This is a genomic window from Pseudomonas umsongensis, assembly GCF_002236105.1.
Classification (GTDB): domain Bacteria; phylum Pseudomonadota; class Gammaproteobacteria; order Pseudomonadales; family Pseudomonadaceae; genus Aquipseudomonas; species Aquipseudomonas umsongensis.
The window spans coordinates 54,451-68,811 of the sequence record NZ_NIWU01000010.1; the positions used below are offsets into that span (position 1 = coordinate 54,451).

At 59.9% G+C, this 14,361-nt stretch carries 18 protein-coding genes and 1 riboswitch; of the genes, 7 read left to right on the forward strand and 11 right to left on the reverse strand.

Annotated features, from left to right (window positions below):
- Positions 1-18: 18 nt before the first annotated feature.
- Complete coding sequence (locus tag PSUM_RS29805; protein ID WP_083349742.1) at positions 19-1,701, reverse strand: fatty acid--CoA ligase; 1,683 nt, start codon at positions 1,699-1,701, stop codon at positions 19-21.
- A 152-nt stretch (positions 1,702-1,853) separates the two neighbouring features.
- Positions 1,854-2,483, reverse strand: coding sequence for a LysE family translocator (locus PSUM_RS29810; RefSeq protein WP_020799773.1), 630 nt, complete (start codon positions 2,481-2,483; stop codon positions 1,854-1,856).
- A 91-nt stretch (positions 2,484-2,574) separates the two neighbouring features.
- On the opposite strand from PSUM_RS29810, the gene PSUM_RS29815 reads away from it, so the two are divergent.
- From PSUM_RS29815 to PSUM_RS29825, 3 genes are all read left to right on the forward strand, one after another.
- On the forward strand, positions 2,575-3,540 hold the full coding sequence (locus tag PSUM_RS29815) for a 2-hydroxyacid dehydrogenase (RefSeq protein ID WP_020799772.1): 966 nt from the start codon (positions 2,575-2,577) through the stop codon (positions 3,538-3,540).
- Positions 3,541-3,573: 33 nt separating this feature from the next.
- Positions 3,574-4,572 carry a methyltransferase gene (locus PSUM_RS29820; RefSeq protein WP_083349743.1) on the forward strand — a complete coding sequence of 333 codons (999 nt, stop codon included), beginning with the start codon at positions 3,574-3,576 and terminating at the stop codon, positions 4,570-4,572.
- Between the two features lie 39 nt (positions 4,573-4,611).
- A riboswitch (yybP-ykoY riboswitch) is annotated at positions 4,612-4,736 on the forward strand.
- 89 nt (positions 4,737-4,825) lie between these two features.
- Positions 4,826-5,410, forward strand: a complete 585-nt coding sequence (locus PSUM_RS29825) for a TMEM165/GDT1 family protein (RefSeq protein ID WP_020799770.1) — start codon at positions 4,826-4,828, stop codon at positions 5,408-5,410.
- Positions 5,411-5,548: 138 nt separating this feature from the next.
- On the opposite strand, the gene PSUM_RS29830 is transcribed toward PSUM_RS29825, so the two are convergent.
- Positions 5,549-6,367: a M48 family metallopeptidase gene (locus tag PSUM_RS29830; RefSeq protein WP_020799769.1), complete on the reverse strand. Its 819-nt coding sequence runs from the start codon at positions 6,365-6,367 to the stop codon at positions 5,549-5,551.
- A gap of 11 nt (positions 6,368-6,378) precedes the next feature.
- Here PSUM_RS29830 and PSUM_RS31745 point away from each other — a divergent pair, with 11 nt between their 5' ends.
- Entirely contained in the window at positions 6,379-6,546 is a 168-nt protein-coding gene (locus tag PSUM_RS31745; protein ID WP_156703879.1) for a hypothetical protein, read from the forward strand.
- On the opposite strand, the gene PSUM_RS29835 is transcribed toward PSUM_RS31745, so the two are convergent.
- Genes PSUM_RS29835 through PSUM_RS29845 form a run of 3 tightly spaced genes read right to left on the reverse strand, consistent with a single transcriptional unit; the run spans position 6,533 to position 7,644 of the window.
- Positions 6,533-7,156 (reverse strand): SOS response-associated peptidase, encoded by a 624-nt coding sequence (locus PSUM_RS29835; RefSeq protein WP_020799768.1) that lies wholly within the window; start codon positions 7,154-7,156, stop codon positions 6,533-6,535. The genes PSUM_RS31745 and PSUM_RS29835 overlap by 14 nt on opposite strands.
- A 35-nt stretch (positions 7,157-7,191) precedes the next feature.
- On the reverse strand, positions 7,192-7,452 hold the full coding sequence (locus PSUM_RS29840) for a putative signal transducing protein (RefSeq protein WP_020799767.1): 261 nt from the start codon (positions 7,450-7,452) through the stop codon (positions 7,192-7,194).
- A gap of 9 nt (positions 7,453-7,461) precedes the next feature.
- Positions 7,462-7,644, reverse strand: coding sequence for a CPXCG motif-containing cysteine-rich protein (locus tag PSUM_RS29845; protein WP_020799766.1), 183 nt, complete (start codon positions 7,642-7,644; stop codon positions 7,462-7,464).
- 139 nt (positions 7,645-7,783) lie between these two features.
- Here PSUM_RS29845 and PSUM_RS29850 point away from each other — a divergent pair, with 139 nt between their 5' ends.
- Positions 7,784-8,950, forward strand: coding sequence for a 1-acyl-sn-glycerol-3-phosphate acyltransferase (locus PSUM_RS29850; protein WP_020799765.1), 1,167 nt, complete (start codon positions 7,784-7,786; stop codon positions 8,948-8,950).
- A 55-nt stretch (positions 8,951-9,005) separates the two neighbouring features.
- On the opposite strand, the gene PSUM_RS29855 is transcribed toward PSUM_RS29850, so the two are convergent.
- Entirely contained in the window at positions 9,006-9,284 is a 279-nt protein-coding gene (locus PSUM_RS29855; RefSeq protein ID WP_020799764.1) for a hypothetical protein, read from the reverse strand.
- Positions 9,285-9,558: 274 nt separating this feature from the next.
- On the reverse strand, positions 9,559-10,143 hold the full coding sequence (locus PSUM_RS29860) for a YajG family lipoprotein (RefSeq protein ID WP_008060219.1): 585 nt from the start codon (positions 10,141-10,143) through the stop codon (positions 9,559-9,561).
- Between the two features lie 199 nt (positions 10,144-10,342).
- On the opposite strand from PSUM_RS29860, the gene PSUM_RS29865 reads away from it, so the two are divergent.
- Complete coding sequence (locus PSUM_RS29865; RefSeq protein ID WP_020799763.1) at positions 10,343-10,576, forward strand: hypothetical protein; 234 nt, start codon at positions 10,343-10,345, stop codon at positions 10,574-10,576.
- Between the two features lie 740 nt (positions 10,577-11,316).
- On the forward strand, positions 11,317-12,825 hold the full coding sequence (gene mqo, locus PSUM_RS29870) for a malate dehydrogenase (quinone) (protein WP_020799762.1): 1,509 nt from the start codon (positions 11,317-11,319) through the stop codon (positions 12,823-12,825).
- A 208-nt stretch (positions 12,826-13,033) separates the two neighbouring features.
- Here the strand turns inward: mqo and PSUM_RS29875 are convergent, their stop codons facing one another.
- From PSUM_RS29875 to PSUM_RS29885, 3 genes are all read right to left on the reverse strand, one after another.
- On the reverse strand, positions 13,034-13,321 hold the full coding sequence (locus PSUM_RS29875; protein WP_083349744.1) for a PA4642 family protein: 288 nt from the start codon (positions 13,319-13,321) through the stop codon (positions 13,034-13,036).
- A gap of 63 nt (positions 13,322-13,384) precedes the next feature.
- Positions 13,385-13,870: a hypothetical protein gene (locus tag PSUM_RS29880; protein ID WP_020799760.1), complete on the reverse strand. Its 486-nt coding sequence runs from the start codon at positions 13,868-13,870 to the stop codon at positions 13,385-13,387.
- Between the two features lie 16 nt (positions 13,871-13,886).
- Positions 13,887-14,360, reverse strand: a complete 474-nt coding sequence (locus PSUM_RS29885) for a WbuC family cupin fold metalloprotein (protein WP_020799759.1) — start codon at positions 14,358-14,360, stop codon at positions 13,887-13,889.
- Position 14,361 lies beyond the last annotated feature (1 nt).

Sequence of the window (14,361 nt, forward strand, 5' to 3'; positions counted from 1 at the left end):
GGGCACGCCAAGGGACGCTTAAAGCGTCGAGAGGAAGGTGCTGTTGTTGGCCTGCCACTCGGTGATGTCGACGCGAATTCGCTTCTTGTCGAGCTTACCGACACTGGTCTTGGGAATTTCAGTAACAATGGCGATCTGGCTTGGAATGGCCCACTTGCTCAGGTGCCCCAGTTCCACGAACGGCTTGAGATGCTCCTTGAGTTCCCGGGCTCCAATGGTATGGCCCTCGCGCAGCACCAGCAAGGCAAACGGCCGCTCGCCCCACTGCGGATCGGCAATCCCCACCACTGCTACTTCGCGTACCGCCGTATGGCGACTGATCAGGTCTTCGAGGTCGAGGGAGGAGATCCACTCGCCGCCGGTCTTGATCACGTCCTTGATCCGGTCGCGGATATCGATCACGCCCATGCTGTCCAGGGTCGCCACGTCCCCGGTGTGCAGCCAGCCACCGGCCCAGAGCTCGGCCCCCTTTTGTGGTTCGTTGAAATAACCCTCGGTAAGCCACGGTGCGCGCAACACCAGTTCACCTTGGGTTTCACCATCGGCGGGCAGGAAATTGCCTTCGGTGTCGATGATTGCCGCCTCCACCAACGGCCCTGGCACACCGGCCTTGATCCGATAGGTGGTGCGTTCGTCCTCGGAGCCGGCCATCAATTCGTCATTGAGGTGAGCGCACGATACCAGTGGGCCGGTTTCCGACATGCCGTAGGCAGCGGTCAATTGAATGCCCTTGGCCTTGGCCGCGTCGTACAACGCATGATTGAGCGCACTGCCACCGATGACGATTTTCCAGCCTCCGAAGTCGGTGTCCTGGGCAGCCTTGGCATTGAGGACCATTTGCAGGATGGTCGGCACGCAATGCGAGAAGGAGACCTTTTCCTTGCGCCACAACTCCACCAGGTACTCCGGATCGTAGCGTCCCGGATACACCTGCTTGAGCCCGAGCATGGTCGCCACATAGGGCAGGCCCCAGGCATGTACGTGGAACATCGGCGTGATGGGCATGTACACGTCGTTGGTGCCCAGCAGGCGCACGCTGTCGATCGACCCCATGATCGTCGACACGCCCATGGTGTGCAGCACCAACTGCCGATGGGTGAAGTACACGCCCTTGGGGTTGCCGGTGGTGCCCGTGGTGTAGAACGTGGTCGCCACCGAGTTTTCGTCGAAGTCCTGGAAGTCGTAGTGCGGGCTTGCCGCTGCCAGCAATTGCTCGTACTCACCGACGAGGTTTGGCAAGTCGGCCGTCTTTTCCGGGAGGTCGGTCAGGAGCAGGGTTTTCTCGACCGTGGTCAGGTGCCCGGCGATCGCGTTGTACAGTCCCACGAACTCGCTGTTGACCAGGACAAAGCGGTCGACGGCGTGATTCATGGTGTAGAGGATCTGTTCCGGTGACAGGCGCACGTTGATGGTGTGGATCACCGCGCCGATCATCGGAATGGCGAACATGCATTCCAGGTATCGGTGGCTGTCCCAATCCATCACCGCCACGGTATCCCCGGGCTTGACCCCGGCAGCCGTCAGCACGTTGGCCAGCCGTGCGACCCGTTCGATCAGGGTCGGATAGCTGTAGCGCAACTGGTCGCGGTAGACGATCTCACGGGTTTTCTCATAACGCGCACCGGACATCAGCAGCCGTTTGATCAGCAGCGGATACTGGTAAGCGCCTTCGGCTGGGGGGATAACGCGAGTCTGCAACATAAGAATCCCTTTTCTGACTACTCGGTCGTGGCTGTAGAGTGAGCACTGTAGTGCCCCTGATCGCCAGCCAAATCAGCCAAAGGAATGATTTGCAGAGCCGTACGAATACCGGCATTGCGCCATCATTTGCCGGTAAACGTGGACCGTTACGCTCAGTGCATCTCGGTCAACGCGAGTTTCACGCCAATGGCGATCAACACCGCGCCCATGGTCCGGTCGAACCAATGCCCCATGCGGGCGAAACCGGCGCGCACGCGCTGCTGGCTGAACAACATGGCCACCAGGCAAAACCAGATCGCCGTTGCCACCGCCAGGTAAACCCCGTAACCGGCCTGCACGGCCAGCGGCGTATGCGGGTTGATTACTACGGTGAACAGCGACAGGAAAAACAGCGTGGCTTTCGGGTTCAGGCCGTTGGTCACGAACCCGGAAGTGAAGGCGCCACGCGCGGTGCGCTCGCCGGCTTCCTTGTGCAGGTCGTCTGTCACGGCCTTGGCCGGTTGCGCCCGCAGCGCCTTGAAGCCGATGTACAGCAGATAAGCGGCGGCGGCCCATTTCAAGGCGTTGAACAGGACGATCGACTGCGACACGATCAGGCCGATGCCCAGCAGCGAGTAGCCGACATGGAGAAAAATCGCCGAACCGACCCCAAGCGCCGTCCAGGTGCCGGCGCGACGACCATGGGTCACGCTTTCCCGTACCACCACGGCAAAGTCCGGGCCGGGGCTGGCCACGGCCAGCAGGTGAATCAGCGCAACGGTCAAGAACTCGGTCCAGTACATGAGGGCTCCTTCAGGCCAAGCGTAACTATTTATTTCATCTGGTAGGCTCGGCAGATTACGCCTTCAGTTCATTGCACAAAAGGTACAGTTGATGACGAACATTCACCGCGCTGTTTTCCTCGACCACCCGTCCCTGGACTTGGGCGATCTCGACCTCAGCCCCCTGCGCGAATGCTTTAGCGAACTGCAGCTGTTCGCCCAGACCCTGCCCGACCAAGTGATCGAACACCTCAAGGGCGCCACCGTCGCCATCACCAACAAGATCCGGATCGACGCGGCCGCCATCGCGGCCAGCCCCGAACTCAAACTGATCCTGATCAGCGCCACCGGCACCAACAACGTCGACCTCGAGGCCGCCCGTGCCCACGGAATAACCGTGTGCAACTGCCAGGGTTACGGCACGCCATCGGTGGCACAACACACGATCATGCTGCTGCTCAACCTGGCAACGCGCCTGGCCGATTACCAGAAAGCCGTCGGTGAAGGGCGCTGGCAACAAGCCAAACAGTTCTGCCTGCTGGATTACCCGATCGTTGAGCTGCAAGGCAAAACCCTCGGCTTGCTCGGTCACGGCGAATTGGGCGGCGCGGTCGCGCGCCTGGCCGAAGCGTTTGGCATGCGCGTACTGCTGGGCCAGATTCCGGGTCGCCCTGCCCGGCCAGACCGCTTGCCGCTGGAACAGCTGCTGCCGCAAATCGATGCGCTGACCCTGCACTGTCCGCTCAACGAACACACCCGTCACTTCATTGGGGCCCGTGAACTGGCGTCGATGAAGGCCGGCGCGTTCGTGGTCAACACCGCCCGTGGCGGCCTGATCGACGAGCAGGCCCTGGCCAATGCCTTGCGCAACGGTCACCTGGGGGGTGCCGCCACTGACGTGCTGAGCGTGGAGCCGCCGGTGAATGGCAATCCACTGCTGGCCCAGGACATTCCACGCCTGATCGTCACCCCACACAACGCCTGGGGCAGTCGCGAAGCGCGGCAACGAATCGTCGGCCAGTTGACCGAAAACGCCCAGGGATACTTCAGCGCTAAGGCGCTGCGGGTCGTCAGTTGATAAACTGCGGCACTTTTTTCCACAGGAGCAGTTATGGATCCGCGCAGTGAAGTACTGCTTCGTCAGGCTGAATTATTCCAGGGTTCGGTGTTGTTGGCCGGTCTGCCCGCCGATGACTTGCTGGGCCGCCTGCCCGACGCCCATGGCTGGAGTTGGCACGCCGGCGATCAGGCCGCGCTGGATGCGCGCTTTGCCGAGCGCAGCCATTTCGGTGTTAATGCACCTGAGCGCGCATTCGATAGCGCCGTGGTGTTTCTGCCCAAGTCCAAGGACCTGACTGACTACATTCTCAACGCACTCGCCTCGCGGCTGGCCGGTCGCGAGCTGTACCTGGTCGGTGAGAAAAAAAGCGGCATCGAAGGCGCAGCCAAACAGCTGAACCCGTTTGGCAAACCACGCAAGCTCGACAGTGCGCGGCATTGCCAGCTGTGGCTGGTCACCGTGGCCAACGCACCCGACGCCAAACCGCTGGAAAGCTTGGCCCAGACCTATGAATTGCCGCTGGCCGAAGGCCCGTTGAAAGTCATCAGCCTGCCAGGCGTGTTCAGCCACGGTCGACTGGATCGCGGCAGTGCGCTGTTGCTGGAACACCTGGATAAACTGCCAAGCGGCCACTTGCTGGACTTCGGTTGCGGCGCAGGGGTGTTGGGCGCGGCGGTAAAACGTCGTTATCCCCACAACCAGGTCACCTTGCTGGATGTCGATGCCTTTGCCGCTGCCAGCAGTCGCCTGACCCTGGCGGCCAACGGCCTGGAAGCCGATGTGATTACCGGTGACGGCATCGATGCGGCGCCGATGGGATTGAGCGCCATCCTGAGCAACCCACCCTTCCATGTCGGGGTGCATACCGACTATTTCGCCACAGAGAACCTGCTGCGAAAAGCAGCCAAACATCTGAAAAACGGCGGCGAACTCCGGCTTGTAGCCAATAGCTTCCTCAAGTACCAACCGCTGATCGAAGAGCACCTGGGGGTTTGTGCCATCAAGGCCGAAGGACAGGGTTTCCGTATCTACCGTGCCAAACGCGGATAAAACTTTGTGCTTGCGCAATGGATTCTGCCTAGGCAGAATCCGCTCCGTCCTAGGGGAGTAGTCTCCCACGAGCGCCATGCTCGTCCGGCATGCGTCAACATACTTGGTCAACAGACCATGGCGCATGCGACCCAAGCGTCCGCTTCAGACGGATCGCAGGGTTTGACAAGACCTATGACACGAACACCTTACCCGGGGCGGGAAGGCTGTACGTGTCATAGCCGTGTCGACCCGCCCCTTAGGAAAACCCCTGATGCTGGATTCACTACTGGTACCCACCGCAATCGTTGCCTTGGCCGAAATCGGCGACAAGACGCAATTGCTCGCGCTCATTCTCGCCGCCCGCTTTCGCAAACCCTGGCCGATCATCGCCGGCATCGTCGCCGCGACCCTGGCCAACCATGCGGCGGCCGGCGCGGTAGGCGCCTGGGTTGGGAGCTTCTTCTCGGATACGATGCTGCACTGGATCCTCGCCGCCAGCTTTGCCGCGACGGCGCTGTGGACCCTGGTGCCGGACAAAATGGACGATGACGAAGCCAGCACCGCCCGCAAGTTCGGACCGTTCCTGACCACGTTGATTGCGTTTTTCCTCGCCGAAATCGGCGACAAGACCCAGATCGCGACCGTGATGCTCGCCGCGCAATACCCTGAACTGTGGCTGGTGATCATCGGCACCACCCTGGGCATGCTGATTGCCAACGTGCCGGTGGTTCTGGCGGGTAACTTTGCGGCGGACAAACTGCCATTGACGTTGATCCGTCGACTGGCTGCGTCGGCATTTTTCGTCCTGGCGATTGTCGCGGTGTACAAGGCGATGCAGAGCAGCGGGTGGGTTTGACGGTGTAGGGCGGTAGACCGCGTTATCGTTCTTCGTCGGAACGCCGCCCGGAGCAAGCTCGCGCTCCCACATTAGATTGAGCTCCAATGTGGGAGCGAGCCTGCTCGCGAAGGCGGCAGCGGCCTCACTGCATATTTATCAGTGACTCCTGGACCGCTCGTAAAGCGGCATGACCTTCGGAATCGCCGCCTGCAACGAAGAAATACGGCTCGACGAAGCCGGGTGAGTACTCATGAATTCCGGCGGCGAACCTTCCGACGCCTTGGCCATCTTGTTCCACAAGGTGATCGCAGCGTTCGGGTCGTAGCCGGCACGGGCGGCCAGCTCGAGACCGATCAGGTCGGCTTCGTTTTCATTGGACCGACTGTTCGGCAAGGTCATTCCGTAGTTGGCCACGGCATCCGCCAGAGCCAGGCTACCCTGGCCCAGGCCGAACAAGGCACCGGCGCCCTGCTTGGCCATTTCGATGCCATAGGCCTTGGACATCGCCTCTCGACCGTGCTCGCGCAGGGCGTGGGCGATTTCGTGACCCAGGATGGCGGCGATTTCGTCATCGGTCAGCTGCAGCTTGTCCATCAGGCCGGTATAGAAAATGATTTTGCCACCGGGCCCACAATTGGCGTTGAGCTCATCGCTCTTGATCAGATTGACTTCCCACTTCCACTGGGCCGAATCCGGACGGAAAACCGGAGCCTGGGCAATCAGCCGATCGGAAATCAACTGGATGCGCTTGGCATCGCTGCTGGTCTTGTCCAGCACACCCTTGCTGTTCGCCTCGCCCACCGTATTCTGATAAGACTGGGCGTACATCTGATTGACCTCATCAGTGGACAGCATGCTGAACATGTATTGCTTGCGCTCAACACCCACGGCGCCACCGCTGGTGGTGTTGACCGACTGGCAGCCGGCGAGCAGCAGCGCTGCGCCGAGTGCACCTACAACCAAAATCTTGTTCATCGAAAGACTCCATGAAAACTGCCGCCTATCCTAGGCGTGGAAATGTATCGACGCCAGATACACTGGAATTAAGACGTTTTTTTCAGGCAAAGCTCTCACCGACGCAGGAAAAAATTCACAACACCCGCCCATCCAAAGCAGGAGCTGCCGCAGGCTGCAATCTTTTCAACCCGGCGTAAGACACTCCGGCCCATTGAGCTTTGGATCATTGACCATGTTGGCCAGCACCCGCTCACGCAACGCAGCAGGTTCGCTGGCGAGCAACGCTTGCAGGGCATGCAGCGGGGTTTCGGGATCGAGCCAGATTTGCTGCCCCACTTCATCGAGAATCAACGGTCGACGCTGACTCGCCGCCGGTTGCGTGATCACCGCCGTGCTCAGCCACACCTGTTCCTGCACCGGATAGGCCTCCCAGATGGCGGCGAAAAACAGCGATGAGCCCTCCCCCGGTGTCAGCCAGTACGGCCGCTTGCGAGTGGTGCCGCGCCATTCGTAGAAACCGTTGGCCGGCAACAGGCAGCGGCGCTCGCGCAAGGCCTGGCGAAACATCGGCTGTTCGGCGACGGTTTCGGCCCGCGCATGGGCCGGGGTGCGGGACAAATCGGTCAGCCACGGCGGGGTCAGGCCCCAGCGGGCACGGGCCAGTTCACGCTGCCCGTCCGGGCCTGCGCGCAGCATCAGTACCGAATCGTTGGGAGAAATGTTCCACTGGGCCTGCTGATCGGCCGGAAAACCTGGCAGGGTCGCGAAGTCGCGATTCCAGCGAAACAGGGCATAACGTCCACACATGGGGAAGCACGACTCTTGATCAAACGAACGCCAGCCTAACAGACCAGCGTGCCGGGAAAGCTGTCCGGTTCATCGCCGGACAGCGGCAGCGCAGCATTGTACGCAGTGATCAGCTCTCGGGCGTATTCAGCCTGGTCATTTTCCACCGCCAGTCCCAGCAAGCCGAAGATCGGCAATTCACCCGTGGCGCCCACCAGATCGCGCCCCACCAGGTGCGCCTCGACACCCTCGCTGGCGAGCATGCCCTGCAGCAACTCGCCTTCCATCAGGTTTTCCGGTTCGTAGATTCGCTGCATGGGCGCCTCTCACTCGTTTTCACTGAAGACTTCCAGAAACCAATCCTCTCCGTGAACCTGCAACACGAACGTGATCGGCCGACAACATACCTGACAGTCCTCGATATAGGTCTGATCGCCGCCGGACAAGTCCACCGTCGTTTCGACTTCTTCACCACAATACGGACATTCATACAGCGCAGATTCCAGCATCGCGGTCTCCCAGGTGACTTGTGCGTATAATCGCCGGTCTATTTGCAGGGCTATTTTTGTCTGGCTACTTTTTCAGACCGTGCCCTGCTGGTTTTCGATCAAAACCTTTACTTACCCTAGCCGTTTCTAACAAGAGAGCATGATGGGCGAATTCGATGCCATCCGACCTTACGACGATAGCGAAGTCCCAGCGGTGCTGGCACGACTGCTCGGCGACAAGGCGTTTCTAGATATCCTCACCCACTTCCGCTTTCCGCGTTTTGCCGGCGCCTTAGGCTGGGCGCTCAAACCCCTTATAGCTCATCGGCTACGCCGTGAGTTCGCCGGTATCACGTCGGTGGCCACCCTGCAGGACAAAGTCGAGTACTACGTCGACCACACGATCGAGCGCGCCACGGACGGTGTGACGTACACCGGCGTGGAGCAATTCAAGTCCGGCAGTGCCTACCTGTTCATCGCCAACCACCGCGATATCGTGATGGACCCGGCTTTCGTCAATTACGCCGTGTACCACGCCGGCCTGCCGACCCCGCGCATCGCCATCGGTGACAATCTGCTGCAAAAGCCCTTTGTCAGCGATCTCATGCGCCTGAACAAGAGCTTCATCGTGCACCGTTCGATCACCGGACGTCGCGAGAAAATGGCGGCGTACCAACTGCTGTCGGCGTACATCAACCATTCGATCCGCAACGATTGCGCCTCGATCTGGATCGCCCAGGCGGAAGGCCGAGCCAAGGACGGCGACGACCGCACCGAGTCGGCGATCCTGAAGATGTTCCACATGAGCCGCAAGGACGAGCCGTTCGGTGAGGTCATCCGTTCGCTGAACCTGACCCCCGTGTCGATCAGCTACGAGTACGACCCGTGCGACCAGGCCAAGGCCCGCGAACTCTACATCCGCGCCACCACCGGCAGCTACACCAAGGCCCCGGGCGAGGATGACGTGAGCATCGCCAAGGGCATCACCGGCTACAAGGGCCGGGTGCACGTGAACTTTGCGGCTCCCATCACGGAGTTGTTCGAAGACACCAAGCAATTGGCGATCGAGATGGACAAGCAGATCCTTGGCGGTTACCGCTTGTTCCCGGTGCACTACCTGGCCTATGCCCAATGGCAAGGTGCCGACCCGCAACTGCAGGTACCAAGCGCCAGCAAGCTGTTCCCGGCCGACGAACTGGCCAAGGCTCAGGAACAATGGCAGCAACGCCTGGATGCGTGCCCCGAGGAACATCGCCCGTACCTGGTGCTGCAATATGCGAACCCGGTGCGCAATCAGTATCGGGTGAAGGCTGGATTGCCGCTTTAACCTTGGATACGAGAACGGCGCCTACGAGCGCCGTTTTTGTTCCAGATAAAAAGATTCAGACCTGGGTGCTGATCCACGACACCAGCAGCGCCAACCCCATGCAGGCAAAACCGAAGCGATAGAAAAACCGGTTCATGCGCAGGGTTGCCCAATCCAGCGTCGGCTCCTGACTTGGACTGCTCTGGCGTTGCGCCTGGAGACTGGCCATCGCGCGCTGTTCGCGGCGACGCGTGGCGTGCAGCAGCCAACTGCCCGGGAAGGCCAGCAGCAAAGCCAGCAAGTTGATCAATTTTGCCGGATGGGCGGTAAACAGCGTCATCAAATGCAGCGACATTACGAACCTCAAACAAAACAGGTAGGGCAGACGCCGACCGACGACCGCGGCCGTGATTCTACCGAATGCCTTGCAGCCTTCCCTGTCTTTCCGACAATTAACGCCGTTTTGCTCAAGACCGCCTGCGATCCTTTTGTAGGAGCTGCCGCAGGTTCGGGCCGAGTTCGGACGATCTTTTGACTTTGCTTTTGGGGGATTTGGAACTGCCGAAGATCAAGATCAAAAGATCGTCCGAACGCGGCCCGAACCTTCGGCAGCTCCTACGGGGCTCGCATTACTCGCCGAGAACCTGACCCACGGTTGGATCCTTGAACAAGCGGGTCAACGCATCGCTCAACACGTCGCTGACCAGCTTGGTGTTGGTTTCCTGGTTGGGTGCCATGCCAAAACGCTGGTCCAGGGACGCGCCGTAACGACCGCTGTAGCGACGGTTGGCATTCTGTACATCGGAACGGAACGTCGCACCAATGGTTGCCTCGGTCACGTACATGCCCTCTTTCGGCGACTGGTACTTCAATTCGGCCAGGGTCACGGTGATTTGTGGGGCGTTCAGCGCATTCGCCGTCGGAGTAAAGCCCAGCAATCGCACGGCCGCTTCAGCCTGCGCCTGCAGTTTCGGCAGGATCTGTGCGCCCTGCACGGTAATCGCGCTGGTTTCCGGGTACAGGCCGCCACGGGTGCCCAGGGTTGGCGACGGGCGCCCGTCGACCACTCGCACCACCACCGGCTGGCCGTGGCCGACCGGCGCCAATTGAGCCGTCAGCTTGGGTTCCGGGTTCAGTTGTTGCGGGCTGTGGGCGCAGCCGACCAACGTCAAGCTGGTCACAGTGATCAAACCGAACAACAGGCGTTGCAACATTCTCTTCTCTCCAGAATCAGGCACTAACAGGTCCGCAGTATAGCGGTGCGTCGCTGCAGCGAACCAGCGCAACCCTTGCAGAAAATTCTGACAAAACTTTCAGAATCCCCTTCCTGTCACGCATCTGTCACCCCCCATACACTTGCACGTAACGGCTCGCTGCCATTCTTTGCAACAGCCCCCCACACGGTACGTCGCCATGCGTTTCCTCGTTTCGCTGTTCGCACCACGTCCACGGCACCGCTGCTTTGCCCTGCTCGACAGCAACGGCCTCTGCCTGGCATTCAAGCAGTGCAGCCTCCAGCCCATGGGCGATGGCTGGGTTGAAATCGAAGAAATTCGCCTCAACTGGTTGCACCAACCGCTGCCTGCCAGTGCGCGTGTCAGCCAGCACCCACCGCGCTCACGGGTACAAAACCTGATGGCGACCTGACCAGACGCCTAATAAAAGTCATTAAACACGACCAATTCCTTGCGTTTCTTCGCTACAATCTCCCCCCGATTATAAGGACGTCTCCTGATCGGGCCTCGCAGCATCGTCAATGCTTCGGTTTTGGCACCCCGCACCGCCCACAGAGAGCCGCCCACACAGATCGAGTGAAGCTGGCGCGCTTGCTGTTCCTCAAGCACAACCTCCACTTTTCGCGAATCTGCAGAGCTGTCATTACGCTCGGTCACTGAGCTGTTTGCCTGTATTGCCTGCCTGGGATCCCCTGGCGGCCAATCATCCGGGCACGGTGCCAGGCTGGGACAGCCCTTTTTTGAGGTTCACGTCTTCAAAAGAGCGTGAAAAAAACGGGTTTTCACAACTTCACAAGAGTGTGGCGAGCAAATGAATAGTTTTGCGTCTGAATATGCACCATTAGCGTCCAGTACAGCCCAACGACACAGGACCGAGTACACCTCGAATACCGGAGCCTGAAGCCTGTCCGCTACGGATTTGGTTGCACAAGCGGATGTATCGACCATAAGTCGAATTGCCAGTCGCACGTTGAAATGAGTTCATGGGACTCTTATTAGACCCGGCAGGTAGCGTCCGTCGAAGTTGCGAAAAATTGCGAAGATTCGGACATGGCGATCCTGCCATGGGTACCTGGGGCAACACAGACACGCCCCGTCACTCCTGGCAGCCATGCCGTCAATTTGGTGCTGCAGATTTTGGAGACGCGTTAAATGGCGCATAACGAAGCAGTCGACGTAGTACTGGTAGGGGCCGGCATCATGAGCGCCACCCTCGCGGTACTGCTCAAAGAGCTCGACCCCGCGATCAAGCTGGAAGTCGTCGAGCTGATGGATTCCGGTGCCGCGGAGAGTTCCAACCCGTGGAACAACGCCGGTACCGGTCACGCCGGCCTGTGCGAACTGAACTACACGCCGCAGGCTGCCGATGGCACCGTCGACATCAAGAAAGCCGTGCACATCAACACCCAGTTCGAGGTGTCGAAGCAATTCTGGTCATACCTGACCAAGAAAGGCACGTTCGGCTCGTGCAAATCGTTCATCAGCCCGGTGCCACACCTGAGTTTCGTGCAGGGCGAGAGCGGCGTGTCGTTCCTCAAGGAACGCTTCAACGTGCTGCATAAGCACCACGCCTTCGCCGACATGGAATATACCGAAGACAAGGCCACGATGGCCGAGTGGATGCCGCTGATGATGCCGGGGCGCGATCCTGGCGAAGTTCTTGCGGCCACTCGCGTGATCAACGGTACCGACGTCAACTTCGGCGCCCTGACCAACCAGCTGCTCAAGCACCTGACCAGCGCTCCCGATGCCCAGGTCAAGTACTGCAAGCGCGTAACCGGCCTCAAGCGCAACAACGGCGGCTGGACCGTGAGCATCAAGGACGTCAACAGCGGCAACAGCCGTGAAGTCGACGCCAAGTTCGTCTTCCTCGGTGCAGGTGGCGCGGCATTGCCGCTGTTGCAGGCTTCGGGCATCGAAGAGAGCAAAGGCTTCGGCGGCTTCCCCATCAGTGGCCAATGGCTGCGTTGCGACAACCCGGAAGTGGTCAAGCATCACCAGGCCAAGGTCTACAGCCAGGCTGCCGTGGGCTCGCCACCGATGTCCGTCCCACACCTGGACACCCGCGTCGTCGACGGCAAGAAATCCCTGCTGTTTGGACCATACGCCGGTTTCACCACCAAGTTCCTCAAGCACGGCTCCTTCATGGACCTGCCGATGTCGGTTCGCGCTGGCAACATCGGCCCGATGCTGGCGGTGGCGAAAAACAACATGGACCTGACCAAGTACCTGGTCAGCGAAGTGATGCAGTCGATGGAGCAGCGCCTGGAGTCCCTGCGTCGCTTCTACCCTGAAGCGAAAGCCGAAGACTGGCGCCTGGAAGTGGCCGGCCAACGGGTGCAGATCATCAAGAAAGACCCGAAAAAAGGCGGCGTCCTGCAATTCGGTACCGAACTGGTCGCGGCCAAGGACGGCTCCCTTGCCGCCCTGCTCGGCGCCTCGCCAGGTGCGTCGGTGACGGTTTCGATCATGTTGGAACTGATCGAAAAATGCTTCCCGGGCAAAGCCAAGGGTGAATGGGCTGCCAAGCTGGCAGAGATCTTCCCGGCGCGGGAGAAAGTCCTGGAAACCGACGCAGCGCTGTATCGCAAGATCAACACGCAGAACAACGTCGCCCTGGAACTGGTTGAAGCCAGCAGCGAGACTGAAAGCTACGCTTGATTCGGCCCCATGAAAAACGCCCCGTCCATCATTGATGGCGGGGCGTTTTTTTTATGTCGGATGAAACGAATATCGCTGTTCCACCTGACTTTGTGGCGAGGGGATTTATCCCCGCTGGACTGCGCAGCAGTCCCATTTTTCAGGGCCGCTGCGCGACCCAGCGGGGATAAATCCCCTCGCCACAGGTGTTCGGTTCGCCACAGATAGATCAGCGACGGGCCTTTTCGATCAGCTCGATGTAATCCTGTGCATTGCGCTGATCCTGGATCAGTGCAATGAAGGTTTTGCCATGCTCGTCCTTGCCGTTCACGTCATAACCGGCCTCGACAAAGAACGTCAGGAAACGCTCGAAGTCGTCGATCCGCAGACCACGGTACGCCTTGATCAGCTTGTGCAGGGACGGAGAAGTCGCGTCGACCGGTTCGAAATCGAGGAACAACTTGATCTGCTCATCGCCGATCTCGTCACCAATCACTTGTTTCTTATCTTTACGCATTGCCGACTCCAGCTCGCAGACATTTCACGGGGCGGGCAGTTTACCCCTGCGCGGGCGCCTGGCTCAACGCGGACGAACAGCCCCGGTGTGCAGATCGGCCCAGATGTGGCCGTTGGCATAGCTGAGAAACTGGCAATACACCGTGTCGTTGCGCAACAAATCCATGATCACCCGGTATTGAGCCTGCGGGTAATAAAGCGTCAGCGTCTTGCTCTTGTCGTCGTAGAGCGGTTTTTTCAGGCTTTTGCTTTCGCCATCGAAATTGACCAGCACCTGACTGATGGTCGCCCCCTTGTTCAAGGATTTGCCCTTGAGGCGGATCAGCAACGGCGAAGTGACGGGGATCGGCTGCTGGCTGGACTGACGCTGACTGCCGACCACCACCGAATACTCGGTGACTTGCAGCAGTTGTTGCTGCTCTGGTTGCGCATCACGCAGGGCCAAGTCATCCGGCGGCAGGAATTGAGCGTGCATGGGCGCGGGGGCGGCGGCCAGGGGCAGGCTGAGGGTCAGCAACAGGGCGGCGCAGCAACGGATCAACAGGTTCATGAAAAGCTCCAAGTGATCAATCGAACTGTGCGCGCATCCAGGCCTGATACTCGGCAACACCGGGTTCGCCTTCACGTGGCGCCCAGTGCGCCAGTTCACCTTCGCCCACCGGGCGATAGGGACCCGCCTTGCACTCGAACATCAGGCTATCGGCTTCGAGCACCACCAGCCCGTGGAACACGCCCGTAGGCAAATCCACGCCGACACAGTCGCCACCGGCCTGCAGCACCGTCTTGCTCAGGACTGCGCCCGACTCATCGAAGATCAATACGCCCAGCCGCCCCTTGAGCACCAGCAAGGTTTCAGCCTTGTTGTCGCCCAGGTGCCGATGAGGCGGGATATACGTCGAGGGTTGCAAGCCCACGGCCATGCGATGGCAGGCGTCTTCCATCTGGTGGAAGTTGTGATGCTGGCGTCCACGAGGGTTGGCCGCCGCTTTCTCGGCCAATTCGGCGAACAGGGTGTGGTCAAGAAAGCGAGGCGAGGTCATG

Bases quoted from the DNA above. Each gene is read 5' to 3' on its own strand.
- PSUM_RS29830 (WP_020799769.1), bottom strand. From the start codon at position 6,367: ATGAACAAGATTTTGGTTGTAGGTGCACTCGGCGCAGCGCTGCTGCTC.
- PSUM_RS29880 (WP_020799760.1), bottom strand. From the start codon at position 13,870: ATGAACCTGTTGATCCGTTGCTGCGCCGCCCTGTTGCTGACCCTCAGC.
- PSUM_RS29825 (WP_020799770.1), top strand. From the start codon at position 4,826: ATGCTGGATTCACTACTGGTACCCACCGCAATCGTTGCCTTGGCCGAA.
- PSUM_RS29815 (WP_020799772.1), top strand. From the start codon at position 2,575: ATGACGAACATTCACCGCGCTGTTTTCCTCGACCACCCGTCCCTGGAC.
- PSUM_RS29855 (WP_020799764.1), bottom strand. From the start codon at position 9,284: ATGTCGCTGCATTTGATGACGCTGTTTACCGCCCATCCGGCAAAATTG.
- PSUM_RS29840 (WP_020799767.1), bottom strand. From the start codon at position 7,452: ATGCAGCGAATCTACGAACCGGAAAACCTGATGGAAGGCGAGTTGCTG.
- PSUM_RS29845 (WP_020799766.1), bottom strand. From the start codon at position 7,644: ATGCTGGAATCTGCGCTGTATGAATGTCCGTATTGTGGTGAAGAAGTC.
- PSUM_RS29820 (WP_083349743.1), top strand. From the start codon at position 3,574: ATGGATCCGCGCAGTGAAGTACTGCTTCGTCAGGCTGAATTATTCCAG.
- PSUM_RS29835 (WP_020799768.1), bottom strand. From the start codon at position 7,156: ATGTGTGGACGTTATGCCCTGTTTCGCTGGAATCGCGACTTCGCGACC.
- PSUM_RS29860 (WP_008060219.1), bottom strand. From the start codon at position 10,143: ATGTTGCAACGCCTGTTGTTCGGTTTGATCACTGTGACCAGCTTGACG.
- PSUM_RS31745 (WP_156703879.1), top strand. From the start codon at position 6,379: ATGAAAACTGCCGCCTATCCTAGGCGTGGAAATGTATCGACGCCAGAT.
- PSUM_RS29805 (WP_083349742.1), bottom strand. From the start codon at position 1,701: ATGTTGCAGACTCGCGTTATCCCCCCAGCCGAAGGCGCTTACCAGTAT.
- PSUM_RS29810 (WP_020799773.1), bottom strand. From the start codon at position 2,483: ATGTACTGGACCGAGTTCTTGACCGTTGCGCTGATTCACCTGCTGGCC.
- PSUM_RS29865 (WP_020799763.1), top strand. From the start codon at position 10,343: ATGCGTTTCCTCGTTTCGCTGTTCGCACCACGTCCACGGCACCGCTGC.
- PSUM_RS29875 (WP_083349744.1), bottom strand. From the start codon at position 13,321: ATGCGTAAAGATAAGAAACAAGTGATTGGTGACGAGATCGGCGATGAG.
- PSUM_RS29850 (WP_020799765.1), top strand. From the start codon at position 7,784: ATGATGGGCGAATTCGATGCCATCCGACCTTACGACGATAGCGAAGTC.
- mqo (WP_020799762.1), top strand. From the start codon at position 11,317: ATGGCGCATAACGAAGCAGTCGACGTAGTACTGGTAGGGGCCGGCATC.
- PSUM_RS29885 (WP_020799759.1), bottom strand. From the start codon at position 14,360: ATGACCTCGCCTCGCTTTCTTGACCACACCCTGTTCGCCGAATTGGCC.